Here is a 25,591-nt window from a genome sequence, read left to right on the forward strand (position 1 = left end):
CTCACTTCCTCCGCAGGTCGCGGCAGGCCGGGCCTTCCAGCCGACAGCCGTCCGCGGTGAAGCGCGACCCGTGCGCCGGGCAGTCCCACGACTTCTCCTGGTCGTTCCACGACAGGATCGCCCCCATGTGCGTGCACACGGGGGAGACGCGGTGCCTCGTTCCGTCGACGCATGAGTCGGCGACGAGACGAATGCCCTCACGCCCCACGGCGCCCTGGCCCTCCCGTGGCGCATCCGCCGGCAGCGACCGCAGCGCTCCCGCCCACCCCGTGGCGTAGTGACGAGCGACCGCCGCGCCCATGCCGAGGCCGCGGGCGAGCGCGACGGGAGTGGTGATCCTGTGGTGCAGGACGCGCGCCCAGTCCGGAAGCTCGCCGAGCATCGTCGCGGCGAGCGTGAGCGCGCACTGGGCCGAGTTCGCCATGCCCCATTTGTCGTACCCGGTCGCCAGGTAGACGCGTCCGCGCCCCCGCGGCAGGTGGCCGACGAACGGCACGCCGTGCGGAGACTCGTAGTCCTGCGCGCTCCACACGTGCGTGCGTCGGGCTCCGGGCCAGTGCGTCTGGGTCCACTCATCGAGATGCGCCACTCGGGAGGCGGGGGACGGATGCCGCCCGACGCCGTGGCCGAGCCCGCCGACGAGCAGAAGCTCCCCGCCGTCGTCGCTCGGCGTCGTGCGGATGGAGTGCGTGGGCTGATCGACGCTCAGGCTCATCGCCGCGGGCAGCGGCCCGTTCACGGCGTAGCTTGCCGCGTACGAGCGCTTGGCCTCGAGCTTCGCGAAGTACAGGCCCCGATCAAGAACCGGAGTCCCGCTCGCGAGCGTGAGCGTCGACCCGGTGACGTCGCCGACCGAGGTGTGGACGACCACCGGGCGCCCGGCTTTCGCTCCCCGCACCCGCACACCCTCGTGAATCGTTCCGCCGAGCGTGCGCAGCTCGGCGGCGAGGGCGAGCGCGACGTCGAGGGGATCGAACTGCGCTTGATCGGCGAGCCCGATCGCGGCGCGGGTCGGGAACGGCAGTCCCGCGTCCGCCAGCCGCGTGACAGGCAGCCCGAGCGACCGGGCGACGCGGTACTCCCGGTCGATGAGCGCGGCGCCGTTGTCCGTCGCCGCATAGCTCACGCTCTGTCGGCGCTGCATCGGAACGCCCGCGTCGCCGATGAACTCGGTGAGCCAGTCCATGCCCGCGCGGTTCGCGTCGAGGTAGGCGCGTGCGACACGCTGGGTCGTGCGATGCTGCACCTCCTGCAGCCGCGCCCCCTGCAGGAGGCTCAGCTTCGCCGTCGTGTTGCCCGTCGTCACCGCGGCCAGCGTGCGGGCCTCGAGAACGGCGACACGGCGCCCGGCTCGGGCGAGCAGCAGCGCGGTGACGAGGCCCGTGAGCCCTGCTCCGACGATGATGTCTTCAGCGCCGTCCAGGCGGTCGAGAGGATCGCTTGGGGGAAGCTCATGCCTGGCGAGCCACAGTGAGGTCATGTCCGTCCCATTCGTTCGGCGGAAGCTGGGCTCCTCAGTCGATCGCGGGTTCGGTCGCGCGGCAACCCCTTGACGGGACCGACGAGATCAGCGTGAGAGCCCCAGCGCCGCGAGCGCGGCAAGCGCCTGTGCTCTCGCTCCCTCCTCAGTGACGGGTTCGAGCAGGCCGAGAAGACGCATCCGGTGCGGCTGCCCGAGCAGAAGCGTGAACAGCGTGCGGGCGAGCTCGTCGGAATCGAGGCCGCGTTCGCCGCGGAGGTGCTCGGCGAGGCGTGCGATGTGGCGTTCATCGCCGTTCGCGTGAAGCGTGACAGCGAGTTCAGGGAATCGCGTCGACTCGGCGATGACGAGCCGGTGCAGGCCGATGAGCTCGGCGGAGTGGAGGCGACGCACGATGCGAATCGAGAGGGACTCGAGCGTGTCGTCGGGCGGGGGATCGGTGCTGACGCCCTTGGCGAGGCTCTGCACCATTTCGCTGAAGACGGCCGCCTTGTCGCCGAAATAGCTGTAGATCGTGCGCTTGCTCACGCGCGCGGCCTGCGCGAGCTGTTCGATCGTCGTGTTCCCGAAGCCGCGTTCGAGGAAGACGATCAGGGCGGCATCGAGAATCTGGGCTCGGCGCTGCACCCGCTCGGCGGCGGTCGGGCGGCCGCGCTTGCGCGCCGGGCCAGTAGCCGGGGATGCCGTCATGCTCTCTCCTGTCCGGAGCACCCTAGAATAGGTGCGTCCGACCACTCCATGCCATACAATGATACCGAACAGTCTCATTTTGGCTGCTAATGCGTTAGAGGCCCCCCACAAGGGAGGTCGAAGGGAGTTCTTGATGGCCACGCGGACCCCGCGGAAGACGACATCACGCTCGACCACTACGACCCGCAAGAAATCAGCGTCCGAGCCGAAGGTGGACAAAGACCAGCTGATCGACTTCTACCGGCAGATGATGGACATCCGCCGTTTCGAAGAGCGGGCGTCGCGCGCCTACACTCAGGCGCTGGTCGGAGGCTACTGTCACCTGAACCTCGGTGAGGAGGCCGCAGTCGTCGGACTGATGGCCGCCCTCAAGCCGAGCGACTACCTGTTCACCAACTACCGCGAGCACGGGTACGCTCTGGCCCGCGGCATCGACCCCAACCGCGTCATGGCCGAGCTCTACGGCCGCGATGACGGCGTCTCGAAGGGCTGGGGCGGGTCGATGCACATGTTCGACTTCGAAGCGCGCCTGCTCGGCGGCTACGGCATCGTCGGCGGCCAGATCCCGCTCGCGACCGGTGTGGCGCTCGGCATCCAGTACCGCGGCGAGAACGACGTCGTCATGTGCACGATGGGCGACGGAACGACGAACATCGGCGCGTTCCACGAGTCGCTGAACATCGCGGCGCTGTGGAACCTGCCGTGCGTGTTCGTGATCATCAACAACAAGCTCGGCATGGGCACCACGGTGGACAAGGCGTCCGCCGAGCCCGAACTGTACAAGCGCGGAGCCGCATACCGGATGGAGTCCGAGCGGGTGGACGGGCTCGATCCTGTCGCCGTGTACGAGGCAGCGCAGCGCGCGGTGGCCTCGGCCCGCGACGGTAAGCCCTTCCTGCTCGAGGTCATGACCGAGCGCCTCAAGGGCCACTCGGTCGTCGACCCCGCGAAGTACCGTTCCGCCGAGGAGGTGGAGCAGCTCAAGCTCAACGACCCGGTCGTCACCTTCGGCACGAAGCTCAAGGAAGACGGCGTCATTGATGATGAGCTGATGTCGAAGATCGACGATGACGCGAAGAAGCTCGCGGCCGAGTCGGCCGACTTCGCCGCCAACAGTCCTCACCCCGACGTGTCGACCCTGTTCGACTACACCTACGCAACGCCCGTCCCGAACGACTCGCGCCGCCTGCCCGGCGAGCCGCTGTTCGAACCGGCGCCCTTCCCCCAGAACGGAGGCCGCGCATGAGCATCATGACGTACCGGCAGGCCCTGCACGACACCCTGCGCCAGGAGATGCTGCGCGACGAGAACGTCTTCCTCATGGGTGAAGAGATCGGCGTCTTCGAGGGCTCCTACAAGATCACGGCGGGGATGCTCGAGGAGTTCGGCGAGAAGCGCGTGCGTGACACGCCCATCGCCGAGGAAGGCTTCACGGGAGCCGCGATCGGCGCCGCGATGATCGGGCTCCGTCCCGTCGTCGAGATCATGACCATCAACTTCTCGCTGCTCGCGCTCGACCAGATCGTGAACCACGCCGCCAAGATCTACGGCATGTTCGGCGGTCAGGCGAAGGTCCCCATGGTTATTCGCACCCCCGGTGGCGGCGGGCAGCAGCTCGGCGCGACGCACTCGCAGAACATCGAGCTGTACTACTCGTTCGTTCCCGGCATGAAGGTCGTCGCGCCCAGCAACCCGGCAGACGCGAAGGCGCTGCTGATGGCCGCGATCCGCGACGACGACCCCGTGCTGTTCCTCGAGAACCTCGGTCTCTACAACACGAAGGGCGAAGTCCCCGACGACATCGAGCCCGCCGAGATCGGCAAGGCGAAGGTCACCCGCGAGGGCAAGGACCTCACCCTCATCGGCTACTCGCGCATGGCGCACGTCGCGCAAGAGGTCGCGGATGAACTGGCGGAGAAGGAGGGCCTCGACATCGAGGTCGTCGACTTGCGCAGCCTTCGCCCTCTCGACCGCGAGACGTTCATCGAATCGGTGAAGAAGACACACGCCGCCGTCGTCCTCGAGGACGACTGGCTGACCTACGGAATCGGTGCGGAGGTCGCGGCATCCATCTCGGATGGAGCGTTCGACTACCTCGACGCGCCGGTTCGTCGCGTCGCCATGGCCGAAGTGCCCATGCCGTACGCGAAGCCACTTGAGACGGCGGCCCTGCCGTCAGCGGATGACGTGAAGAACGCCATTCGTCAGACCCTCGACGCGGTCGGGCACCGCAGGTAAGACGAAGATCATGATCGATATCACCATGCCGCGACTCTCCGACACCATGGAGGAGGGCGCGATCGCCACGTGGCACAAGAAGCCGGGTGACACCGTCGAGGTCGGCGACGTCCTCGTCGAGATCGAGACCGACAAGGCCACCATGGAGTACGAGGCGTACGAGGCGGGAACGCTCGCCGAGATCCTCGTCGACGAAGGAGAGCTCGTCTCCATCGGCACTCCGATCGCGCGCATCGACGACGGCTCGGGCGCCAGCGCCCCGAGTGACGACAAGGCGGACGCCGACACGGCGCAGGCCGAGTCGGCGCCGGCGGAGAAGTCGGATGCCGCTGACGCGGAGAGCCAGCAGAAAGCGGAGGCCGACGAGGAGGCCACCCCGGCCACGGCTGACGAAGCCGCCACCCACGGGGAGCCGACGGCTGACGAGGCCACCGCCCACGAGGAGCCGCAGGACGACGGTGAACGGCAGTTCGCGTCCCCGCTCGTGCGCAAGCTCGCGCGGGACTACGACCTCGACTTGTCGAAGGTGAAGGGCACGGGCCCCGGCGGTCGCATCATCCGCGCCGACATCGAGCCTCTCCTGTCGGAGGCGCCCGCTCCCGAGACGAAGCCGGAGCAGAAGAAGGCTGAGCAGAAGGCTCCCGCACAGAAGCCGTCCGCACCGTCCGCCGACGAGCGTCGCGACTCCGAGAAGGTCCCGATGAGCAACGTGCGGCGCGTGATCGCGCGCCGGCTGGGGGAGAGCGCCCGCGAGACCCCCGTGTTCTTCGTGACGGCGTCTGCGGACGCCGAGGAGCTCGTCAAGCTGCGCGGCTCGCTCAACGAGCAGCTCGTCGCCGCGGGCCGCACGAAGGTCAGCATCAACGACCTCATCATCCGCGCGGCCGCTCTCGCACTGCGGCAGCACCCCGAGATCAACGCGTCCTACGTGGGCGACGACGCAGACCACACGCTGCGGCACAAGCGCATCAACGTGGGCGTCGCCGTCGCGAGCGACAACGGCCTTGTCGTTCCCGTGATCGACGACGCTGACACGAAGACGGTCACGCAGCTCGGCGCGGAGGCGAAGAGCCTTGTGGGCCTTGCGCAGGACAAGAAGCTGAGCCCGGCGCAGATGTCCGGTGGGACCTTCACGATCAGCAACCTCGGGATGTTCGGCGTCGAGCAGTTCACGGCGATCATCAACCCGCCGGAGGGCGCGATTCTCGCGGTCGGCGGCACGAAGCAGGAGGCGGTCGTTGTGGATGGCGAGATCGTCGCCCGCCACATCATGCGCTACACGCTGTCGGCCGACCACCGCATCATCGACGGTGCTCTTGCCGCGCAGTTCCTGCAGACGCTCACGAAGCTGATCGAGAACCCCTGGACGATCATCGCCTGACCTGACGTGTCAACCCCGTGACACTGCGGGGAACGGCCCGTAGCGTCGAAGCGACACCGGCCGGCATCTCCGCGAAAGCGGTCGGATGCCGGCCTTTGTCGTAGCAACGGAAAGGGGAACCATGAGCGATTCGAACCGGGGCGGACTGCCCGACGACGCTTCCGCAGAGGAGCAGGCCGAGCACTTACGCGAGAACGATGAGCCTGTGCAGGAGACCACGATCGGCGACACCGCCGATGTGCTCGACGAGTACAGCGAGGACGTGTCGTCCTCTCCCGAGCAGCGCGCCCGCCGCGTCGAGGACGGCGGCCAGTAGCCGACCGGCTGAGCGGCGGGTTCCGTGTCCGCCGCTCAGCCTCCCACAGCAGTGGCGTCGTGCGGCTCGCCCACGGGCTTCGACTGCGACGATCCGCGCTGGCGGAGGAAGATCGCGAGAACGGCCATGCTGACGACCGCGAGGATCTCCGACTGCCAGTTCTGCAGCGTCCGGTTCCAGAACTCCGCCGAGAGCAGGTATTCGCCGAACGGGATCGGCGCCTCGAGCGCCTTCATCTGCTCTTCGTTGTAGTTCACGTGCCCCGCCACGCCCTGCACGAGCCAGGAGAAGAAGAAGATGACGGCCATCACGATCACGAGCGAGTTCGAGTAGACGACGAGCTTCCAGTCCCGCTTCTTCGCCCAGCGCGGCGAGTCCTCCTGGGTGTACTCACCGATCTTCTGGTCCTCGTCACTCTCGACGCCGACCTTGTCAGCGGTCTTCGACTCGGGGGATCCCTTCTGCACAAGCCAGATCGTCGCGATGATGTAGAGCAGGAACTGCAGATACTCGGACTGCCAGTTCTCCGCGACGTCCACGACGAACGAGGAGGAGGTGATGTAGTCGAGCATGCCGATCTTCTGCAGTCCGTCCTGCAGCTGCTCCTCGTTGTATAGCGAGAGACCGCTCACCGCCTGGCCGGCGAGGATAAGGATGAAGACGACGCCGAGGACGATGCTCAGGCCGTGGTACGTGAATGCGCTTTTCATACTCGTTCCCCTTATCGTCCGATGAGGCCGACGACGAGCATGTAGATCAGTCCGCCGAAGATGAAGGTGAGTGTGCTGATGAAGACTGCTCGCATGTCACGGTCCTTCCACGGTGCACTGGTACGGTCCCTCGGTCTGCGGCACGCAGCCGGCCGCCGTGATCCGCCAGCCGTCCGGGGTCTTCGCGAGGAAGATCGTGTCGTCGTTGAACTGCACGATGGCCATGCGGCCCTGCACCTCGGCCGTGCCCGTGTCGGATGCCGCGCCCGGCAGATCCTCGCTCGCGATCGCATTCGCGCAGTCCGAACCGAGGGTCACGCGTGTCGCATCGTTCAGCAGCTCGCATGCGGCCTGCCCGTCGCCGTCGGCGATCGCCTGCCGGAACGACGTGGTGGTATCGAGAACCGGTGAGACCTCGGACTGCGCGCCGCACGCCGCGAGCCCGAGGGTGAGACCGACGGCAAGGACTATGCCGCTCGCCCCGCGCTGGAGATCTGTCATGGCACCACCATATTGCGCGGCCGACGTCCGCCATCGGACCTTGCGAAGCGCTCGGGATTCTGTCAAGGGCTTGAGCGGCGGCCGACGAGAAGCTGGGCTGGAGGCCGACGGAAGGCGGAGAACCCATGCGCGCAGTGACCTGGAAGGCGAAACGGACCCTCAGCGTGGAGACGCTGCCCGATCCTGGGATCACGGATCCCGGTGATGTGATCATCCGCGTGACGAGCTCGGCGATCTGCGGCTCAGACCTGCACTTATATGAACTGCTCGGCCCCTTCCTCGCGAAAGGCGACGTGCTCGGGCATGAGGCCATGGGGATCGTCGAGGAGGTGGGCGCCGACGTTCGTCACGTCAAGGTCGGCGATCGTGTCGTCGTCCCCTTCGTGATCGCCTGCGGCGAGTGCGCAATGTGCCGACGGGGCCTGCAGACGCAGTGCGAGACCACGCAGGTCAGGTCGCAGGGCAGCGGTGCCGCTCTCTACGGGTACACGAGCCTGTACGGCCAGGTACCGGGTGGACAGGCCGAGTACTTGCGGGTGCTGCGCGCGGACGCGAACTGCATCGTCGTCCCGGACGGCCTGCCCGATGAGCGCTATCTGTTCCTCAGCGACATCCTGCCGACCGCGTGGCAGGGCGTCCAGTACGCCGGCGTTGGCGCCGGCGACAGCGTGGCCGTGCTCGGCCTCGGACCCGTCGGCCAGCTCGCCGCCCGCATCGCGCGTCACCTGGGCTGCGAGGTGACAGCGGTCGATCCCGTGCCCGAACGCCGGCAGATGGCCGAGCGCCACGGCGTATCCACGCTCGATCTGCATGACGACATGATCACCGAACTGCACGATCGCACGGCCGGTCGCGGACCGGACGCGGTGGTCGACGCGGTGGGCATGGAGGCGCACGGCTCGCCCGTCGCCGCGACCGCGCAGGCGGCCGTCGGGATGCTGCCCGAGGCACTGTCCCGTCCCGCCATGAAGCACGCGGGCATCGACAGGCTCGCCGCCCTGCACACGGCGTTGAAGGCCGTGCGCCGCGGTGGCACCGTGTCGATCAGCGGCGTGTACGCGGGTGAGGCTGATCCGATGCCCATGAAGACCATGTTCGACCGGCAGCTCACCCTGCGCATGGGCCAGTGCAACGTGCAGCGGTGGATCGACGACCTGCTGCCGCTCGTGCAGGACCCCGCGGATCCCCTCGGCATCGACGATCTCGTCACCCACCGTGTTCCCCTCGAGGAGGCTCCCGGCATGTACGAGACCTTTCAGAAGAAGGAGGACGGCTGCATCAAGGTCGTACTCAAGCCCCAGTCGGACTGATGTCGTCGACGCTCTTGTCCGGACGCCAGCCGCGCCACACCGGGTGCCGCAACCGTCCCTCGGGCGTCTGCTCACGGTAGCTGATCTCGGCGACCTGCCGCGGCGTTACCCAGCGGGCGTCGCGCCGGTCAGCGGCGGGAACCTCGACCGGCGGCGTCTTCCGCTCGGAGCGGGACAGCCGTTCCCTGATGTCACGTCGATCGGCGTTCGAGAACCCCGTGCCGACGCGCCCCGCGTACTCGAGAGCGCCGCCGCGCGGCATTGCGAGCAGAAGGGAGGCGATCCCGAGCCGGTCGCTCTCGCTCTCACGCCAGCCGATGACCACGACCTCCGCGGTGTCGGCGTGGGGGAGCTTCAGCCAGTCCGCTGAGCGCGTGCCGGGACGGTAGACGCTGTCAAGGCGCTTCGCCATGACTCCCTCGAGCCCGAGCTGCCGGCTCGCGGCCACGGCCGCGTTCGCGTCGCCGTCGAAGGCGGGTGGTACGCTCAGCGGCGCGTCCGTCGACTCGTCGATCAGCTCGCCGAGCAGCTCGCGCCGGTTCTGATACGGCAGGCTCGTGCACGGCTGGCCGTTCACGTCGAGAACGTCGAACACCATGAGGGACACGGGCACCGACTGGCGCACCTTCGCGATCTCGCGGCGATTCGTGAGGTTCATGCGCTGCTGCAGCAGTGAGAAGCTCGGCACGCCGGCCGCGTCGACGGCGACGATCTCGCCGTCGAGCACGGCGTCATCCGCCATCACCGCGTCGGCGACATCCGCGAGCTCGGGGTATGCCGTCGTCACGTCCTTCCCCGAGCGGCTGCGCACCCGCACCGTGCCGTGGTCCACGGAGACGATCGCGCGCATGCCGTCCCACTTCATCTCGAACGCCCACTCGTCCTCGTCGAGGGCTCCGAGCCCCGCGTTCGAGCCGCGCGTCGCGAGCATCGGCTTGAGGGACGCACGGCCTCTGCCGTCGGGGGCGCGGCGCGTCGCGGCATCCGTCGTCGTCGTGCTCTTCGTGGCCGACTTCGCCGCCGATTTCGACGATGACTTCACCGGTGTCTTCTTCGGAGTCGGCTTCGGGGGCGAGGCGGAGGAATCGGCGTCGCTGTGCATCAGGTGGATCATCCACTGCGGCTTCTGCGGATCGTCGTCGGTGCGGAACAGCGCGTATTTGCGCACGCCGCCGAGTCCGCCGTCGGGCTGCCCGGTGAGCGTGGCGATGACCTCGTCGTCGCGCCACTTGGAGATCTGCACCGTGCCGGAGTCCCAGATCTCGACGACGCCGCCGCCGTACTCGCCCTTCGGGATCGTGCCCTCGAAGAAGCGGTACTCCATGGGGTGGTCCTCGGTCGGTACGGCGAGGTGGTTGCGCTTGGGATCGGTGGGAACACCCTTCGGCAGCGCCCAGCTGACCAGCACCCCGTCGTGCTCGAGCCGGAAGTCGAAGTGCAGGCGCGTCGCATCGTGGCGCTGGATCACGAAGACCGGCGCGTCGCCGTCGTCCGGCGCGACAGCGGCGGGAACGGGCTCGGGCGTCTTGCTGCTGTCGCGCTTCGAACGGTAGATCGTGAGCCGGTCGCGCTGCGGCTTCTCGCCGTCGCCGCCGGCCTCGATTCCCGCCATGGGGTCACCGCGGCGCTTCACGCGGGCGAGGACCTCCGTGTGGTCGAGGTGCTTCAGGCGCGGCGAGGCGAGTTCGCCCCACGTGCGCGGCGCGGCCACGGTGGGCTGCGCGCGACCCCGGAGCGAGTACGGCGCGATCGTCGTCTTGTTCGCGTTGTTCTGGCTCCAGTCGATGAACACCTTGCCCGCCCGCGCCGAGCGCTTCATCGAGCTGATGATGTCGTCGGGATGATCGGCCTCGAGCGCCCGCGCAAGCTCGTGGGCGACCTGGGAGACCTGGTCGGAGGTCTGCGTGCCGTCGAGCGGCGCATACAAGTGGATGCCCTTGCTTCCGCTCGTGACCGGGAACGCCTCGAGTCCCATGTCGTTCAGGATGCCGCGGGCCAGACGCGCGATCTCGGCGCACTCGCGCGGGGTCACGCCGGGGCCCGGATCGAGGTCGAGCACGAGCCGGTCAGGATTGAGCTTCTCGTCGCCTCGGCCGAAGCGCCACTGCGGAACGTGGATCTCGAGGGCGGCGAGCTGGCCGAGCCAGGTGAGGGTCGCGAGATCGTTCACGAGCGGATACCGGTTGACGTGATCGGAGTGCTGGATGCTGCGCACGTCGACCCAGTCGGGCGCGCCCTCGCCAATGTCCTTCTGGAAGAACATCTGCCCCGAACCGTCCTCGCCTACTCCGTTCGGCCAGCGCTTGCGCGTCGCGGCTCGGTCCCGGCAGTGCGGAAGCATGACGGGAGCGATCTCACTGTAGTACGCGAGAACGTCGCCCTTCGTCATGCCCGTCGCCGGATAGAGCACCTTGTCGAGGTTCGAGAGTTGGAGCCGTCGGCCCTCGATCGACACGGTCTGCTTGGAGCCAGCCATGCATACATGCTCGCGCGTGCGCGTCGCAACGGCTAGCAGTTGACAGCCGAATGCGCTCTACTGTAACCATGAGAGCGATCTGGACGGGCGCTATCACGTTCGGACTGGTGAACGTGCCGGTCAAGCTGTACAGCGCCACCGAGGACCACGACGTCAGCCTGCACCAAGTGCACGACAAGGACGGCGGCCGCATCCGCTACCAACGGCGGTGCGAAGTGTGCGGGCGCGTCATCTCGTACGATCACATCGACAAGGCCTACGTCGAGGGCGACGAGACGGTGATTCTCACCGAGGAGGACCTCGCCTCGCTCCCGCAGGAACGCAGCCGTGAGATCTCGGTTGTCGAGTTCGTGCCGAGCAACCAGATCGATCCGATCCTCCTCGACCGCAGCTACTATCTCGAACCCTCGGGCAGATCGCCGAAGGCGTACGTCCTGCTGCGCCAGACGCTCGAGAAGACCGATCGGACCGCGATCGTTCAGTTCGCGTTGCGGCAGAAGACGCGGCTCGCGGCGCTTCGCGTGCGTGATGACGTGCTCCTCATTCAGACCATGCGCTGGGCCGACGAGGTGCGCGAAGTGTCGTTCCCCGTTCTCGACGAGAAGGTGCGCGTCACGGCGAAGGAGCTCGAGCTCTCCGCCGCGCTCGTGAAGAGCTTCGCCTCCGACTTCGCTCCCGAAGAGTTCCACGACGAGTACCAGGAAGAGCTCCGCACGCTCATCGACGCAAAGCTCGAGCAGGGGGAGTCGCTCGACACCGAGGCCACGTTCGGCGAGGTTCCGGAGAAGGAGGGCGCCGAGGTCATCGACCTCATGGAGGCGCTGAAGAGAAGCGTGGAGAAGTCGCGCGCGTCGAAGGGCAAGAAGCCTGCGGCGAAGAAGCCGGCCGCCAAGAAGACGGCTGACGCAGACACGGCGACGGCCAAGGAGTCGCCCGCGAAGAAGGCCCCGGCGAAGAAGACGCCCGCCAAGAAAGCCCCGGCGAAGAAGCCTGCCGCGAAGAAGCCCGCGGCGAAGAAGACGCCGGCTCGCAAGAAGAGCGCGTGACTCAGATCAGGCGCTCGACCTGATCGATCAGCTCCGGTCCGTCGGCGTCGCGGCCGAGCGGCGCGACCTCGTAGAGTTCGAGGTCCACCTCCTGGGACGCCGCCGCGGCCGCATCCACGAGCTTCTGATCACCGGCGATCGTGGCGTCGAGCCACATGTCGCGCATGCTGCGCGGGAGCGTGACGGGTGTGCGGTCGTGGATCTCGGCGAGCGCTCCGTGTGCCGCCCGCGTGAGGATGCTGACCGTGAGCAGCCACGGCTCAGCGGGGGAGGCGCGCCACCAGGAGTACAGCGCCGCGATGTCGAGCGGCCGCTCGGGATCGTGAATGTAGAACGGCGTCTTCGTCTTCCCGACCGTCTTCCACTCGTAGTATCCGTTCGCCGGCACGATCGCGCGCTTCGAGACGACGCTCGCCTTGAACGCCGGCTTCGACGCGGCATCCTCGCTTCGCGCGTTGAACGTCGGGAACTTGAGCTTTGGGTGCTTCGCCCATGACGGGACGAGGGACCAGCGGGCGCCGTCGAGGCGCCGCACGGGGGAGCCGTCCCGCACCGATTCGAACACCGTCGCGACGGTCTCCGTCGGCTTGATGTTGTAGCCCTGCCGCCAGTCGGGACTCCAGTTCTCGGGCTGCTGCCCCGTGGCGATGACGAACTCGGTGATGAGGTCGTTGACTGTCTCGTCCATCGCGAATCGTCCGCACATGCCCACAGGCTACCCCGGGCCACCGACGGTCGCGGATTCCCGGCCGGACCGGCACGGCCCTTTCACCGAGCATGTCCTTCGCCCTAGGCTGAGGTGTCGTCCATTCATGCCGACAGAAGCGGAAGGACTAGGGCCTCGAGCTGAAAAGGCGCGAGGATACGTGCTCATGAGTACTCCAGATTCCACCGAAGACCTCATCGCGGGGCTCATGAAGAGCACGCGGCGTCGCAAGCCTGCAAAGGGCAGCGGCGTCGACTGGATCGTGTTCGGCGTCGCCGCGATTCTCGCCGTCGGTTTCGTGGCGTGGGGCTTCATCTCGCCCGACGGCCTCGGCGTCGTCTCCGATGCCGCGCTGGCCGGCACCATGCAGGACTTCGGCTGGCTGTTCGTCATCGCCGCCACCGTCTTCACCGTGTTCGTCATCGTCGTCGCGGCCAGCCGATTCGGGGCGATCCCGCTCGGCAAAGACAACGAGGGCCCCGAGTATCGGACCTCGTCGTGGATCGCCATGATGTTCGCAACGGGCATGGGCATCGGGCTCATCTTCTACGGTGTCGGGGAGCCGCTGTTCTTCTACATGTCGCCGCCGCCCGGGACGGTCGACGGCCAGATCCCCGCCGCGGTGAGCACCGCCATGGGTACGACGATGTTCCACTGGACGCTGTACCCGTGGGGCATGTACGCGATCGTCGGCCTCGGCATGGCCTACGGAACGTATCGCCTCGGTCGCAGCCAGCTGTTCTCGTCGATGTTCACGTCCCTCTTCGGCTCGAAGGCCGTGAACGGCTGGGGCGGCCGCGTCATCAATATCCTCGCGATTCTCGCGACGCTGTTCGGCTCAGCGTGCTCCCTCGGTCTCGGAGCGCTGCAGATCGGTGGCGGCCTGCAGTCGACGGGCGTCATGCAGAACGTCGGCACGGGCATCACCGTGCTGGTCATCGCGATCCTGACGGCCCTGTTCGTCGCCTCCGCCGTGTCGGGCATCGAACGCGGCATCCAGTGGCTGTCGAACATCAACATGGTGCTCGCGGTCGTGCTCGCCCTCATCGTGTTCATCGGCGGGCCGACGCTGTTCATCCTCAACGTGATCCCGAACGCCATCGGCGCCTTCGTCGCGGATCTGCCGCAGATGGCGTCGCGCACGGGCGGCGTCGGCAACGAGGCGCTGGCCGAGTGGATGTCGACGTGGACCATCTTCTACTGGGCCTGGTGGATCTCCTGGACGCCCTTCGTCGGACTGTTCATCGCCCGCATCTCGCGCGGTCGCACCGTGCGACAGTTCGTCACGGGCGTGCTGCTCGTCCCCTCGGGAATCTCGGTGCTCTGGTTCGCCATCTTCGGCGGCGGGGCGATCGGACTCCAGGAGAAGGCCGAACAGGCGAACGACACGTCGAACATGCTCGCCAAGATCGTCGACGGGGCGCCTGACATCAACTTCGACACGATCCTGTTCGACTTGCTCGCGCACATGCCCGTCCCCGGCTGGATCACAATCGTGCTCATGGTGCTCGCCGTCGTGCTCGTCGCGATCTTCTTCGTCACGGGCGCCGATTCCGCGTCGATCGTGATGGCCGGGCTGAGCGAGAACGGGGCCGCCGAGCCGACGAAGAAGCTCACGGTCTTCTGGGGCGTCGCCACCGGCGCCGTCGCCGCGGTCATGCTGCTCGCGGGCGGCGACCATCCGGCCGAAGCGCTCAACGGGCTGAAGAACATCACGATCGTGTCGGCGCTGCCGTTCGTCATCGTCATGCTGCTGTTGTGTGTCGCCCTGTGGAAAGACCTCTCGAATGATCCGCTCGTGTGGCGGGGACGCCTCGCCCGGCATGTGCTCGTCGAGAGCGTGGTGAATGCTGTCGAGAAGCATGAGGGAGCTTTCGAACTCACGACGTCGGAATCCGAAGAACTGCACCAAGCGGTTGTCGAGGCCGAAGCGGAAGCGCAAGAGCTGCGCGAAGCGGAAGCCAGAGCCGGGGCAGGGGCACGCACCGAGCCGACGGACGCAGAGGACACGGAGGAGGAGTCTGCTGCGGGGCGTCCGGACGAGGAGAGTCCAGGCGATTCGGAGTCGTCTCCGCGCAACTGATCACCGTTCAGTGAGCGGCTCTCCAGCCGTAACTCAGCCTTCTCGAGAACCGCTCGTGCTCGCTGCCGCCGGATTGACATGGCCGAACAGGTGTTCGATCATATCGGTATGGGAACCGGAACTGCTCGCGCTTTCGATGTCGTCGAGACATCGGGGTCGAGTCGTGCCGAGGTGCTGGCGGAACTCACGAGTCGCATTCGCGGAATGCAGCGCCGCACCCTCGGCACGGGCCTGGAGGCGCCTGTCGTTCCCGTCGTCGATGCCCTCGCGCCGCTGTTTCCCGGAGCGGGGCTCAGACCGGGGGCGGTCTACGCAGTCTCGTCCGCTGCGCTCGCGCTCATGCTCATGTCCGAGTCCTCGAGGCGCGGCGACTGGGTCGCCGTCGTTGGCATCCCCGACTTCTCCGCCGACGCGGCCGAAGCGGCCGGGATCCGCCTTGACCGCCTGATTCTCGTGCCTCATCCGGGCCGCCAGCTCATTCGCGCCGCGGCCGCGCTTGCCGACGTGATGAGTCTTGTCCTCGTCGGCTCGCCTGGCTCGCTCGCGCCAGCGGAAGGAGCGCGGCTCGAGGCGCGGCTGCGCCGAACCGGCAGCATCCTGCTCTCGCTCGGGGAGTGGCCGGGCTCCGAAGATCAGCTCGCGCTCTCCGACAGGCAGTGGAGCGGACTCGGCAGCGGGCACGGGCATCTCGCCGGCTGCATCGCGACCGTGACGGCCAAGGGGCGCGGCGGACGTCCCCGACAGGTGCGTATTGCGCTGCCCGGAATGTCGGAGGCTCCTGATCAAATCGAACACATCACCGAATGAAGGAGGAGCGATGCCGGAATCGCTGACTCGATCGCTCGTGCTGTGGTGTGTCGACTGGTCTGTCATGGCGGCGGCCGACAGCACGGGGAACCCACGCACGACGCCCTTCGCGCTTGTGGAGCGCGGACTGCTCGCATTCTGCAACCGAGCAGCCGCGCAGTGGGGTGTGCGCGCGGGCCAGCGGGTGCGAGAGGCGCAGGCTGCGTGCCCGGCGCTCGTCGTCCACGGCTACGACGCTGACGCCGACCATCGCGCCTTCGAGAACGTCTTCGCGCGCCTGGATGAGCTGACGCCCGGCGCTCAAGTGCTCGCCCCCGGGCTCTGCGCACTGCGCATGCGGGGCCCGAGCCGGTACTACGGCGGCGAAGAAGCCGCGGCCTCGCGGCTTCTGTCGCTCATGCGCGAACTCGATATCGACGACGCGCGCATCGGCGTCGCCGACGGCATCTTCCCCGCCGAACTCGCCGCTCGCCGCGCTGAACCCGGCCGCGCCGTCATCGTTCCGGCCGGCACCTCCGCCGGTTTCGTGGCCGACGTGCCCATCGACGAGCTGCCCGCCACGGAACTCGCCGGGCAGGGGCCGCTGCTGCACAGGCTCGGCATCCACACGCTCGGTCAGTATGCGCGGCTCGGCGTCGACCAGGTGCGCGACCGCTTCGGTCCGGCGGCCGTTCGACTGCACCGGCTCGCGAACGGCGATGACCCGCGCATGGTCGAACCGACGCAGCGGGCCGCCGAGTTCACACTGCACCGGGAATTCGACGACGCCCTCGACCGGGCGGACCAGATCGCATTCACCGTGCGCGCCGACGCCGACCGCATGATGGCGCACATCGCCGAGGCGGGCCTGGTCGCCACAGCCATGCGCATCGAGCTGCGCGACGAGACCGGTGACCAGCGGGAGCGCACGTGGCTGCATCCGCGCTTCTTCTCGGCATCCGATGTGCTTGACCGGCTGCGCTGGCAGCTGCAGGGCGCCGGCTCCACCTCGGACGCTCTCGCCTCGCCCATCGTGTCCGTGCAGATCAGCGCGGCAGCGCTCGACGATCGAGCACACCACGAGGAAGGACTTTGGGGAGACGGCGTCGATCAACGTGTGCACCACAGCATCACTCGCGTGCAGAGCATGCTCGGCCACGCCGAGGTCTGCACGATCTCCCGCACAGGGGGACGGATGCTGCGCGAGAGACAGCAGCTCGTGCCGTGGGGCGAGCGGGCGGTGACCGCGGAGACCGCGGCGCCCGAACGGCCCTGGCCCGGAGCGCTCAAAGGACTTCCACCCAGCACCGTCTTCGAGCGTCCCGCTCCCGTCACGGTCTTCGACAGAGACGGGAACATCGCCGTGGTCACCGCCCGGGGCACGCTGCACGCCCCGCTCGCGGCGCTGTCGACGGGCGGCAGCGCGCTGCGGCTCACCGCGTGGGCGGGACCCTGGCCGGTCGACATGCGCTGGTGGGATCCGGCGAACCGCAGACGGCTGTACCGGTTCCAAGCCATCGACCAGACAGGAACCGCGTGGCTGCTGAACCTCGAAGACGGGCGCTGGAGCGCCGAAGGCCGATACGACTGAGACGAAAGCGAAAGGGGGAGTGAACGATGGGCTGGCACAATCCGCCGATCCCGTGGTCGGAGTTCGCCCGTCGGCTCTCCGACGAACCGGCCGCGCCCCTCACCGCCCTCGACGACGGCCCGCGCAGCCGAAAACGGGAACCCTACACGCCGAGCACGGGACTGCACGACCCCGAGCAGCTCACCGAGATCCGCGGCACGCAGACGGTGCCGTACGCCGAGCTGCACGCGCACTCCGCCTACAGCTTCCTCGACGGCGCGAGCATGCCCGAACAGCTCGTCGACGAGGCCGTGGACCTCGGCCTCAGCGGCATGGCGCTCACCGACCACGATGGCTTCTACGGCGCCGTGCGCTTCGCCGAGGCGGCCGCGATGCACCCCGACCTCAAGACCGCGTTCGGAGCGGAGCTCTCCCTCGATCTGGGCGAGCCGCAGAACGGCGAACCCGATCCGGTCGGCAGCCATCTGCTGCTGCTCGCGCGCGGACCGGAGGGATACCGGCACCTCGCGGGCGCAATCACGCAGGCGCAACTCGCCGACGGAGCGCAGAAGGGCAGCCCCCGCTATCGTCTCGACGCCCTCGGAGAGCAGCTGCGCGACCACGTGCATGTGCTGACCGGATGCCGCAAGGGCGCCGTCCGTCAGGCTCTCGACCGAGGCGGACGCGCGGAGGCGGGGCGCCAGATCGATCTTCTCGTCGACCTGTTCGGCCCAGACGGCGTCACCGTCGAGCTCAACGCCTGCGGCGACGCCCTCGACGACGCACGCAACGACACGCTCGCCCAGCTCGCTTCCGAACGCGGGCTCCCTGTCGTGGCAACCGGGAACATCCACTTCGCCCGGCCCGAGCAGTACCGCCTCGCGCAAGCCCTCTCCGCTGTGCGGGCGCGACGCAGCCTCGACGAGATCGACGGTTGGCTGCCAGCATCCGGAGCTGCCTTCCTGCGCAGCGGTTTCGAGATGCAGGCGCTGTTCGGGCGCTTCGACGGCGCGATCTCCCGCAGCGTCGAGCTGCTTGACGAACTCTCCTTCTCGCTGCGCGCCGTCTCGCCGGGGCTGCCGAAGCTGCCGGTACCGAACGGGCACACCCCCATGAGCTGGCTGCGTGAGCTCGTCTGGCGCGGCGCAGCGCGCAAGTACCCGGACCTCGATGCGTCAAAGCGAGAGCGCATCGAACGTGAACTGCAGGTGATCGAGGAGAAGGACTTCCCCGGCTATTTCCTCATCGTCTACGACATCGTCCAATTCGCACGCTCTCGCGGCATCCTGTGCCAAGGCCGGGGATCCGCCGCGAACTCGGCCGTCTGCTATCTGATCGACATCACCGCCGTCGACTCCATCCACTACGGGCTGCCGTTCGAGCGGTTCCTCTCGAGCATGCGCGAGGAGGAGCCCGACATCGACGTCGATTTCGACTCGCGTCGTCGCGAGGAAGTCATTCAGTACGTGTATGAGACCTACGGCCGCTACAACGCCGCACAAGTCTCGAACGTCATCAGCTACCGGCCGAAGGGCGCCATCCGTGACATGGCGAAGGCGCTCGGACACAGTCCGGGGCAGCAGGACGCCTGGAGCAAGCAAGTCGAGCGCTGGGGCGCTCAGGTGGAGGCGAACGATCACGACATTCCGCCGGCCGTGATCGAGCTGGCCGAGCAGGCGCTCAAACTGCCGCGGCACCTCGGCATCCACTCCGGCGGCATGGTTCTCACCGACCGGCCCGTCGGCGAAGTGTGCCCCATCGAGCACGCCCGCATGGACGGGCGCACCGTGCTGCAGTGGGACAAGGACGACTGCGCCTGGATGGGCCTCGTGAAGTTCGACCTTCTCGGGCTCGGCATGCTCGAGGCCCTGCAGTACGTCTTCGAGCTCACCACCGCGCACTGCGGTGAGACCTGGGCGCTCGACACGATTCCGAAAGACGAACCGGCCGTGTTCGACGTGCTGTGCCGGGCAGACTCGGTCGGTGTCTTCCAAGTGGAGAGCCGGGCACAGATGGGGATGCTGCCGCGCTTGCAGCCGCGGTGCTTCTACGACCTCGTCGTCGAAGTCGCACTCGTGCGCCCTGGCCCCATCCAGGGCGGTGCCGTTCACCCGTACATCAAGCGGCGCATGCAGCAGCGGGAATGGGAAGTGAAGAAGGCTCGCGGGCAGGTGAAGGGCGAATTCCCGATCCCGTACCTGCACCCGGCGCTCGAGCCCGTGCTGAAGCGCACCCTCGGGGTGCCGCTGTTCCAAGAGCAGCTCATGCAGATGGCCGTCGCCGTCGGGGGCTGCAGCGCTGAAGACGCCGACCAGCTGCGCCGCGCCATGGGATCGAAACGCGGCACGGAGCGCATCGACACGCTGCGCGAGAAACTGTATGCGGGCATGGCCGGCAACGGCATCACGGGGGAGAAGGCCGACGCCGTGTACGAGAAGATCCAGGCGTTCGCGAACTTCGGCTTCGCCGAGAGCCACTCCATCAGCTTCGCCCTGCTCGTCTACGCGAGCGCGTGGTTGCGCTTGCACTACCCGGCCGCGTTCCTCGCCGCCCTGCTGTGTGCCCAGCCGATGGGCTTCTACTCTCCGCAGAGTCTCGTCGCCGATGCCAGACGGCACGGCGTCGTCACACGGCGGCCCGACATCCTCCGCTCCGGCGTGCATCCGACGCTCGAAGCGGATGCCGCCGGGCGGGCGACCGGCATAGACTCGTGTCTCAAGCGCATCCAGCCGCCTGTCGAGCCATTCGACCCCGACGCTCCCGACACGCAGGCCGAGCACCGCCGAGATGGCGGCTTCGCCGTGCGACTCGGACTGTCCAGCGTGCGCAGCGTCGGAGAGAAGCTCGCGGAGCGCATCGTCGCCGAACGCGAGAGCGGGGGAGCGTATCGCGACGTCTTCGACCTGGCCAGGCGCACGGGAGCGAACACGGCGGTGCTGGAGTCCCTCGCCGACGCCGGCGCGTTCGAATGCTTCGGACTCAGCCGCCGCGAGGCGCTGTGGCAGGCGGAGCAGGCGGCTCAGGAACATCCGAACCAGCTCGAGGGCACGACGCTGACGGTGCAGCCGCCCCTGTTCGGGCTGCTGAGTCCCGAAGAGCAGACCGTGTCGGACATCTGGGCGACGGGCATCTCTCCCGACGGACATCCGATCGAGCATCTCCGTGCGCGGCTTCGCTCTCGAGGGGTCCGCACTGCCGCTGATCTTCGCGCGGCCGAGACCGGGCGGCGCATCGAAGTCGCCGGTGTGGTCACGCACCGGCAGAGGCCCGCGACGGCGCGGAACGTGACCTTCATGAACCTTGAGGACGAGACGGGACTCGTGAACGTGGTCTGCAGCACGGGAGTGTGGGCGCGGTACCGGCGCATTGCCCGAGAGCAGCCGGCGCTGATCGTGCGAGGGATGCTCGAGCGCTCTCCAGAAGGCGTGGTCAACGTCGTCGCCGACCGTTTCGAACCCCTCGCGGTGACAGCCTCAACGCGTTCGCGAGACTTCCAATGACAAATGTCAACCCGTCACACGCACGCAATACATGCTCGGTAGGGTGAACAGCATGCGAGAACTCCAAGCACAGATCATCGACGAACTCGGTGTGAAAGCCACCATCGATCCTGAAGCCGAGATCGAACGGCGCATCCAGTTTCTCTGCGACTACCTCGACGCGACGGGAGCACGCGGCTACGTGCTCGGCATCAGCGGCGGCCAGGACTCCACGCTCGCGGGCCGGCTCTGCCAGCTCGCCGTCGAACGGCGCGAGACGCAGGACTCGCAGACGCGATTCGTCGGAGTGCGCCTTCCCTACGGGGTGCAGCAGGACGAGGAGGACGCCCAGCTCGCGCTCGAGTTCATCGCACCTCAGCAGGTCGTCGACTTCAACATCAAGGCCGCCGTCGACGGCTTCGCCTCGGCATTCGTCGACGCGACGGGGACGAGCATCACCGACTTCAACAAGGGGAACGTCAAGGCGCGCGCACGAATGATCGCCCAGTACGCGATCGCCGGGCAGGACGGACTCCTCGTCATCGGAACCGATCACGCGGCGGAGGCCGTCACAGGCTTCTACACGAAGTTCGGGGACGGCGCCGCCGACGTGACCCCGCTCTCCGGGCTGACGAAGGGACAAGGACGGCAGCTTCTGCAAGCCCTCGGAGCGCCGGCGCGCCTCTACGAGAAGGTGCCGACGGCGGATCTTCTCGACGATCAGCCGGGACAGACGGACGAGGCCAACCTCGGACTCAGCTACACCGACATCGACGCCTACCTGGAAGGGCGCGACGTCGATGACGCCGCCGCGGAGCGCCTCGAGGGGAAATACCTCGCGTCGCGGCACAAGCGCACACTTCCGGTCGCCGTCGACGACCAGTGGTGGCGCTGATCGCTTACGCTGACTTCTCGTTCGTAACGCTTGCCCGCTTGTTCGCATCGAGAGCGGCGACGTCGTCGATGAGCTTGCGCGTCTGCGGATCGACAGAGGCCGGTTCCGGGAGCCGCGAGTTGTGGGCCTCGTGGTGCTGCTCGGCAACCCACCGGTCTTGAGCTCGCACCGTCGGGCCGTCCTCGTCGGACGACGCCCACCGTTCCAGATCGCTCTGGAATACCTTCTTCGCGCGGGACGGACGCTCCTGCCAGTCGAGAAGCCTGTCGCGGAACTCCGCGAGAACCGGCTCGAGTTCATAGCCGAACGTCGCCGATGCGCGCTTCATCTGCGCCAGCTGGTGAGCCGCCCAGTCGGCGGCCACGGACGTCCCCTTGATCGGGAGAAGGCGGACGTGGATGTCGGCCTGGCCGACAGCACGATCGGCGAGCACTTGCTCTTGCGGAGTGAGCGAGTTCCATACGGTGGCCTCGGTGGCCGCATCGATGAGCGCGGCGATCGCGGCGGCCCGCTGCTCTCGGTCGCGCTGCGCGACGAGCCGCTTGATGCCCGACTTGGCGACCACGGCGGCGACGAGCGCCGAGACGATCATCGCGATCGCAATGACCGCCGCAGTGAAGAGCACGGGCCGGGTGTCAGCGGCCGTCAGCCACTGAGTGAAGCTGTTCCACCATTCCATGCAGGCACGATAACCCGAGGCGCACCGCATTCCCGTGCGGCATGCCGCACATGGCCGATTCGCACTAGCCCAGTCTGAGGCACTCGACGGCGTCGTCGAAGGACCAGAACCGGCCGATTGAGACGAAACGTGATGCGCTCAGCCGATACCGTTTCGCCTCGAACCGCTCCCCGCCCGGCTCGATGACGCGTTCGACATGCCCGTAGACGTAGCCGTCGGGAGCCGTGACCCGCCAGAGATATTCGTTGACACGGAATGTGACAGCGCGACGTGCGCGGGTAGCGGTTGTCTGCATTTCTCTCCCATCGTCGTGGCCGGCCCCAGCTTCGTGTGGGAATCACGATAGGGGCGGCCACCGACAGTGGGAGATCAGCTGCGACCGGTGCCGTCCACGGCGTGCGGCTCGATCGCCGCGAGCTCGTCCTCGGTCAGCGGTCCCGCATCAAGAGCAGCGATGTTCTGCTCGAGCTGAGCGACCGACGAAGCCCCAATGAGCGCGGACGTCACGTTGGGCTGTCGAAGGATCCAGCTCAACGCCAGCTGGGCCAGGCTCTGACCGCGTGCTGCGGCGATGTCGTTGAGCGCTCGTGCTCGTTCGAGATATTCGTCGTCGATGCTGTCGGGAGTGAGGAAGTGGCCGACGGCCGCGCGGGAATCGGCCGGGATGCCGCCGCCGAGATAGCGGTCCGTCAGCAATCCCTGCGACAACGGGGAGAAGACGACGCAGCCGCTGCCGACTTCGTCCAGGACAGGGAAGAGCCCGCGTTCGACGTGCCGATTGAACATGCTGTACGAGGGCTGATGCAGCACGAGCGGCACGTTGTGCTCCGCGAGCGCGTGCGCGGCCGCTCGCGTCTGCGCGGGCGAGTAGTTCGAGATCCCGGCATAGAGCGCCTTGCCCTGCTTCACAGCTGACGCGAGGGCGCCCATCGTCTCTTCGATCGGCGTGTCCGGATCGGGCCGGTGGGAGTAGAACACGTCCACGTACTCCACGCCCAGCCGGCGGAGACTCTGATCGAGTGACGACAGCATGGCTTTCCGCGAGCCCCATTCGCCGTACGGTCCGGGCCACATGTAATAGCCCGCCTTCGACGAGATGATGAGTTCGTCGCGGTGAGCGCTCAGCTCCTCCTGGAGGATGCGGCCGAAGTTCGATTCGGCGCTGCCGGCGGGCGGCCCGTAATTGTTGGCGAGGTCGAAGTGCGTGATGCCGAGGTCGAACGCGCGCGTGACGATGTCACGCTGCGTGTCGAACGGCTTGCCGTGTCCGAAGTTGTGCCAGAGCCCGAGCGAGAGCGCCGGGAGTCGCAGGCCAGAGCGGCCGGCCCGACGATAGGTCATGCGCTCATAGCGGTCGTCAGCGGGAAGATGAGTCATGCCCGCCATGCTATCGGGAGCGCTCTCACCCGGAATCAATCACGGAAGGCGTACGTTGTAAAAGAGTGCGCGGCCGGCTGAGCGGCTGCGCTCGATGAAGGAGAATCAATGCAGACTTACGTTCTCGCCGGCGGTTGTTTCTGGTGCCTCGACGCCGTCTACCGAACGCTCAACGGGGTCACTGATGTGGTCTCCGGGTACACGGGCGGGCACACGGCAAGTCCCAGCTACGAGTCGGTGTGCGGAGGAGGCACGGGACACGCCGAAGCGGTCGCCGTCACGTTCGATCCGGAGGTGATCCCCGGAGAGATCATTCTCGACGCGTACTTCACCCTGCACGATCCGACACAGCTGAATCGTCAGGGAAACGACATCGGCGAGCAGTACCGCTCGACGATGTTCTACGCCGACGACGCGCAGAAGGCCGACTTCGAGGCTGCCCGCGATCGCGCGGCGGAATGGTGGGACGGCACAATCGTCACGACCATCGAGCCTCTGGGCGAGTTCCACCGCGCTGAGGAGTACCACCAGGACTTCTTCGCAAAGAACCCGGGGCAGGGCTACTGCAACGCTGTCGCCCTTCCGAAAGTCGTCAAGGTGCGCAACAAGTTCACCGAGTACGCCCGATGACTGGTCGTGCACAGACGCCCGATTCGAGCGTCTGTGCACGTATTCGCATCGTGCCGCTCCTGGAACCGCGCCCGCCCGCAAGACTCGGGTTTGGTTCCGGAGACGACTGATCCGGCACGAGCGTCGCCTCCGGAACCGCGCCCCACATTCGTCGGGGCGATGGACCGAGAGGAGCAATCATGGCTGATGCGATAACCGTCACGGGAATCGTCGCTACCGAACCGTCTGTGGTGACGACCTCGAGCACCGCGATCTGCAATTTCCGACTGGCGTCGAGTCTGCGCCGCTTCGACAAGAAGACCGGCGCCTGGACCGACTACGGCACGAACTGGTACTCCGTCGCGGCTTACCGCTATCTCGCCGACAACGTGTCCGCGAGCCTTCACAAGGGCGATCACGTCATCGTGATGGGGCGGCTGCGGGTTCGCGAATGGACAAACGGGGAGAGGAAAGGACTCGCCGTCGACATCGACGCCGATGCGATCGGTCATGACCTCGGCTGGGGGACGAGCGTGTACACCCGCCCGACGAAGGACGAGTCGGCAGAAGTCGCCACGACCGAGGGCGATGACCTCGAAATCGCAATCTCGAACGGAGAGCCGCTCGCCGACACTGTGCGCGACGGCGCCGAAACGCCGCGGCAGCCCGCATGGGATCCGTCACCGCTAGGCGCACCCGTCGTCGCGGACACGCCGTTCTGAGTCTCTAGAATCGGTTCCGGCGGGCGATCCCGCCGGAACCGGAGGTGCAGGTGGGAACCGCAGCCACGGTCCGCGCGGCGGGCCTCATGCTCGCTGTCGCGGCGTCACTCGTCCTGGCCGGCTGCTCCGAAGCGCACGACGCCGACCCCGTTCCACCCTCAGCCGAGCAAACAACACCGACCCCCACGTCGACCGAACTGTCCGCCGACGCGGACACCACGGAAGCACTCGCGTACTTCGACTCGGTCAACCGCGCGACACTCGACGCTCGACCTGACGCCCAGGGCCGCGCCATCATCGACGCGCTCGTCGATGCGGGGTTCGATCCGTCGGCGATGCAGCTGACGCAAGACAACTCGACGGTCGGGAACACGGCGGAGTCCATCCAGTTCTCCGTGCGCTGGAACGACGCGTGCCTTGTGGGGCAGAACGGACCGGCCGTGGACGGCTACCACTCCGTCGTCACGGACGTGCTCGCTGACGGCGGATGCCTCATCGGCACGACTCGCACGATCGATCGGTGAGTCACGCACGATT

General features: G+C 67.5%; 23 protein-coding genes. 14 read left to right on the top strand and 9 right to left on the bottom strand.

Features of this window, described 5'->3' with window-relative positions:
• Position 1: 1 nt before the first annotated feature.
• The gene (locus tag BLV49_RS13290; protein WP_091185372.1) at positions 2 to 1,480 is read right to left on the bottom strand and encodes an FAD-dependent oxidoreductase; all 1,479 of its coding nucleotides are present in this window, start codon (positions 1,478 to 1,480) and stop codon (positions 2 to 4) included.
• Positions 1,481 to 1,567: 87 nt separating this feature from the next.
• Positions 1,568 to 2,170 carry a TetR/AcrR family transcriptional regulator gene (locus tag BLV49_RS13295; RefSeq protein WP_091185376.1) on the bottom strand — a complete coding sequence of 201 codons (603 nt, stop codon included), beginning with the start codon at positions 2,168 to 2,170 and terminating at the stop codon, positions 1,568 to 1,570.
• Between the two features lie 133 nt (positions 2,171 to 2,303).
• Between BLV49_RS13295 and pdhA the strand changes: the two genes are divergently transcribed.
• The 4 genes from pdhA (at position 2,304) to BLV49_RS13315 (ending at position 6,105) form a co-directional block, all read left to right on the top strand.
• Positions 2,304 to 3,416: a pyruvate dehydrogenase (acetyl-transferring) E1 component subunit alpha gene (gene pdhA / locus BLV49_RS13300; RefSeq protein ID WP_091185379.1), complete on the top strand. Its 1,113-nt coding sequence runs from the start codon at positions 2,304 to 2,306 to the stop codon at positions 3,414 to 3,416.
• On the top strand, positions 3,413 to 4,408 hold the full coding sequence (locus BLV49_RS13305; RefSeq protein WP_091185383.1) for an alpha-ketoacid dehydrogenase subunit beta: 996 nt from the start codon (positions 3,413 to 3,415) through the stop codon (positions 4,406 to 4,408). Before pdhA ends, BLV49_RS13305 begins: the two co-directional genes overlap by 4 nt.
• Before the next feature lie 10 nt (positions 4,409 to 4,418).
• Positions 4,419 to 5,789, top strand: coding sequence for a dihydrolipoamide acetyltransferase family protein (locus tag BLV49_RS13310; RefSeq protein ID WP_176980848.1), 1,371 nt, complete (start codon positions 4,419 to 4,421; stop codon positions 5,787 to 5,789).
• 121 nt (positions 5,790 to 5,910) lie between these two features.
• The gene (locus BLV49_RS13315; protein WP_091185386.1) at positions 5,911 to 6,105 is read left to right on the top strand and encodes a hypothetical protein; all 195 of its coding nucleotides are present in this window, start codon (positions 5,911 to 5,913) and stop codon (positions 6,103 to 6,105) included.
• Positions 6,106 to 6,140: 35 nt separating this feature from the next.
• Here the strand turns inward: BLV49_RS13315 and BLV49_RS13320 are convergent, their stop codons facing one another.
• Positions 6,141 to 6,815 (bottom strand): DUF6766 family protein, encoded by a 675-nt coding sequence (locus tag BLV49_RS13320; RefSeq protein ID WP_091185391.1) that lies wholly within the window; start codon positions 6,813 to 6,815, stop codon positions 6,141 to 6,143.
• Between the two features lie 96 nt (positions 6,816 to 6,911).
• Positions 6,912 to 7,316 (bottom strand): hypothetical protein, encoded by a 405-nt coding sequence (locus BLV49_RS13325; protein ID WP_091185393.1) that lies wholly within the window; start codon positions 7,314 to 7,316, stop codon positions 6,912 to 6,914.
• A 125-nt stretch (positions 7,317 to 7,441) separates the two neighbouring features.
• Between BLV49_RS13325 and BLV49_RS13330 the strand changes: the two genes are divergently transcribed.
• Positions 7,442 to 8,626: a zinc-dependent alcohol dehydrogenase gene (locus BLV49_RS13330; protein WP_091185395.1), complete on the top strand. Its 1,185-nt coding sequence runs from the start codon at positions 7,442 to 7,444 to the stop codon at positions 8,624 to 8,626.
• Here BLV49_RS13330 and BLV49_RS13335 read toward each other — a convergent pair.
• Complete coding sequence (locus BLV49_RS13335) at positions 8,607 to 11,102, bottom strand: ATP-dependent DNA ligase (RefSeq protein WP_091185397.1); 2,496 nt, start codon at positions 11,100 to 11,102, stop codon at positions 8,607 to 8,609. The two genes, BLV49_RS13330 and BLV49_RS13335, sit on opposite strands and share 20 nt — an antisense overlap.
• Before the next feature lie 68 nt (positions 11,103 to 11,170).
• On the opposite strand from BLV49_RS13335, the gene ku reads away from it, so the two are divergent.
• Positions 11,171 to 12,148: a non-homologous end joining protein Ku gene (gene ku, locus BLV49_RS13340; protein ID WP_091185400.1), complete on the top strand. Its 978-nt coding sequence runs from the start codon at positions 11,171 to 11,173 to the stop codon at positions 12,146 to 12,148.
• 1 nt (position 12,149) lies between these two features.
• Here the strand turns inward: ku and BLV49_RS13345 are convergent, their stop codons facing one another.
• Positions 12,150 to 12,854 carry an SOS response-associated peptidase gene (locus BLV49_RS13345; protein WP_091185402.1) on the bottom strand — a complete coding sequence of 235 codons (705 nt, stop codon included), beginning with the start codon at positions 12,852 to 12,854 and terminating at the stop codon, positions 12,150 to 12,152.
• A 166-nt stretch (positions 12,855 to 13,020) separates the two neighbouring features.
• Here BLV49_RS13345 and BLV49_RS13350 point away from each other — a divergent pair, with 166 nt between their 5' ends.
• The 5 genes from BLV49_RS13350 (at position 13,021) to nadE (ending at position 21,667) form a co-directional block, all read left to right on the top strand.
• On the top strand, positions 13,021 to 14,937 hold the full coding sequence (locus BLV49_RS13350; RefSeq protein ID WP_091187349.1) for a BCCT family transporter: 1,917 nt from the start codon (positions 13,021 to 13,023) through the stop codon (positions 14,935 to 14,937).
• A gap of 108 nt (positions 14,938 to 15,045) precedes the next feature.
• Entirely contained in the window at positions 15,046 to 15,744 is a 699-nt protein-coding gene (gene imuA', locus BLV49_RS13355; protein WP_143034061.1) for a DnaE2-dependent mutagenesis accessory factor ImuA', read from the top strand.
• A gap of 10 nt (positions 15,745 to 15,754) precedes the next feature.
• Positions 15,755 to 17,314, top strand: a complete 1,560-nt coding sequence (locus BLV49_RS13360) for a DNA polymerase Y family protein (protein WP_091185408.1) — start codon at positions 15,755 to 15,757, stop codon at positions 17,312 to 17,314.
• Between the two features lie 26 nt (positions 17,315 to 17,340).
• Positions 17,341 to 20,793: an error-prone DNA polymerase gene (locus BLV49_RS13365; protein ID WP_091185412.1), complete on the top strand. Its 3,453-nt coding sequence runs from the start codon at positions 17,341 to 17,343 to the stop codon at positions 20,791 to 20,793.
• A 52-nt stretch (positions 20,794 to 20,845) separates the two neighbouring features.
• Complete coding sequence (gene nadE, locus BLV49_RS13370) at positions 20,846 to 21,667, top strand: NAD(+) synthase (RefSeq protein ID WP_091185416.1); 822 nt, start codon at positions 20,846 to 20,848, stop codon at positions 21,665 to 21,667.
• Between the two features lie 4 nt (positions 21,668 to 21,671).
• On the opposite strand, the gene BLV49_RS13375 is transcribed toward nadE, so the two are convergent.
• The 3 genes from BLV49_RS13375 to BLV49_RS13385 form a co-directional block, all read right to left on the bottom strand.
• Positions 21,672 to 22,346, bottom strand: coding sequence for a hypothetical protein (locus tag BLV49_RS13375; protein ID WP_091185419.1), 675 nt, complete (start codon positions 22,344 to 22,346; stop codon positions 21,672 to 21,674).
• Positions 22,347 to 22,410: 64 nt separating this feature from the next.
• Positions 22,411 to 22,641, bottom strand: coding sequence for a hypothetical protein (locus BLV49_RS13380; RefSeq protein ID WP_091185422.1), 231 nt, complete (start codon positions 22,639 to 22,641; stop codon positions 22,411 to 22,413).
• 74 nt (positions 22,642 to 22,715) lie between these two features.
• On the bottom strand, positions 22,716 to 23,723 hold the full coding sequence (locus tag BLV49_RS13385) for an aldo/keto reductase (protein WP_091187351.1): 1,008 nt from the start codon (positions 23,721 to 23,723) through the stop codon (positions 22,716 to 22,718).
• A gap of 108 nt (positions 23,724 to 23,831) precedes the next feature.
• Between BLV49_RS13385 and msrA the strand changes: the two genes are divergently transcribed.
• The 3 genes from msrA (at position 23,832) to BLV49_RS13400 (ending at position 25,578) form a co-directional block, all read left to right on the top strand.
• Entirely contained in the window at positions 23,832 to 24,353 is a 522-nt protein-coding gene (msrA, locus tag BLV49_RS13390; RefSeq protein ID WP_091185425.1) for a peptide-methionine (S)-S-oxide reductase MsrA, read from the top strand.
• 179 nt (positions 24,354 to 24,532) lie between these two features.
• Entirely contained in the window at positions 24,533 to 25,054 is a 522-nt protein-coding gene (locus BLV49_RS13395; protein WP_091185427.1) for a single-stranded DNA-binding protein, read from the top strand.
• Between the two features lie 50 nt (positions 25,055 to 25,104).
• Entirely contained in the window at positions 25,105 to 25,578 is a 474-nt protein-coding gene (locus BLV49_RS13400; protein WP_245723660.1) for a DUF6993 domain-containing protein, read from the top strand.
• Positions 25,579 to 25,591 lie beyond the last annotated feature (13 nt).

Source organism: Paramicrobacterium humi, from assembly GCF_900105715.1.
GTDB lineage: Bacteria > Actinomycetota > Actinomycetes > Actinomycetales > Microbacteriaceae > Paramicrobacterium > Paramicrobacterium humi.

Coding starts and splice junctions, on each gene's coding strand:
- BLV49_RS13290 (WP_091185372.1), bottom strand. CDS start 1,480: ATGACCTCACTGTGGCTCGCCAGGCATGAGCTTCCCCCAAGCGATCCT.
- BLV49_RS13295 (WP_091185376.1), bottom strand. CDS start 2,170: ATGACGGCATCCCCGGCTACTGGCCCGGCGCGCAAGCGCGGCCGCCCG.
- pdhA (WP_091185379.1), top strand. CDS start 2,304: ATGGCCACGCGGACCCCGCGGAAGACGACATCACGCTCGACCACTACG.
- BLV49_RS13305 (WP_091185383.1), top strand. CDS start 3,413: ATGAGCATCATGACGTACCGGCAGGCCCTGCACGACACCCTGCGCCAG.
- BLV49_RS13310 (WP_176980848.1), top strand. CDS start 4,419: ATGATCGATATCACCATGCCGCGACTCTCCGACACCATGGAGGAGGGC.
- BLV49_RS13315 (WP_091185386.1), top strand. CDS start 5,911: ATGAGCGATTCGAACCGGGGCGGACTGCCCGACGACGCTTCCGCAGAG.
- BLV49_RS13320 (WP_091185391.1), bottom strand. CDS start 6,815: ATGAAAAGCGCATTCACGTACCACGGCCTGAGCATCGTCCTCGGCGTC.
- BLV49_RS13325 (WP_091185393.1), bottom strand. CDS start 7,316: ATGACAGATCTCCAGCGCGGGGCGAGCGGCATAGTCCTTGCCGTCGGT.
- BLV49_RS13330 (WP_091185395.1), top strand. CDS start 7,442: ATGCGCGCAGTGACCTGGAAGGCGAAACGGACCCTCAGCGTGGAGACG.
- BLV49_RS13335 (WP_091185397.1), bottom strand. CDS start 11,102: ATGGCTGGCTCCAAGCAGACCGTGTCGATCGAGGGCCGACGGCTCCAA.
- ku (WP_091185400.1), top strand. CDS start 11,171: ATGAGAGCGATCTGGACGGGCGCTATCACGTTCGGACTGGTGAACGTG.
- BLV49_RS13345 (WP_091185402.1), bottom strand. CDS start 12,854: ATGTGCGGACGATTCGCGATGGACGAGACAGTCAACGACCTCATCACC.
- BLV49_RS13350 (WP_091187349.1), top strand. CDS start 13,021: ATGAGTACTCCAGATTCCACCGAAGACCTCATCGCGGGGCTCATGAAG.
- imuA' (WP_143034061.1), top strand. CDS start 15,046: ATGGGAACCGGAACTGCTCGCGCTTTCGATGTCGTCGAGACATCGGGG.
- BLV49_RS13360 (WP_091185408.1), top strand. CDS start 15,755: ATGCCGGAATCGCTGACTCGATCGCTCGTGCTGTGGTGTGTCGACTGG.
- BLV49_RS13365 (WP_091185412.1), top strand. CDS start 17,341: ATGGGCTGGCACAATCCGCCGATCCCGTGGTCGGAGTTCGCCCGTCGG.
- nadE (WP_091185416.1), top strand. CDS start 20,846: ATGCGAGAACTCCAAGCACAGATCATCGACGAACTCGGTGTGAAAGCC.
- BLV49_RS13375 (WP_091185419.1), bottom strand. CDS start 22,346: ATGGAATGGTGGAACAGCTTCACTCAGTGGCTGACGGCCGCTGACACC.
- BLV49_RS13380 (WP_091185422.1), bottom strand. CDS start 22,641: ATGCAGACAACCGCTACCCGCGCACGTCGCGCTGTCACATTCCGTGTC.
- BLV49_RS13385 (WP_091187351.1), bottom strand. CDS start 23,723: ATGACTCATCTTCCCGCTGACGACCGCTATGAGCGCATGACCTATCGT.
- msrA (WP_091185425.1), top strand. CDS start 23,832: ATGCAGACTTACGTTCTCGCCGGCGGTTGTTTCTGGTGCCTCGACGCC.
- BLV49_RS13395 (WP_091185427.1), top strand. CDS start 24,533: ATGGCTGATGCGATAACCGTCACGGGAATCGTCGCTACCGAACCGTCT.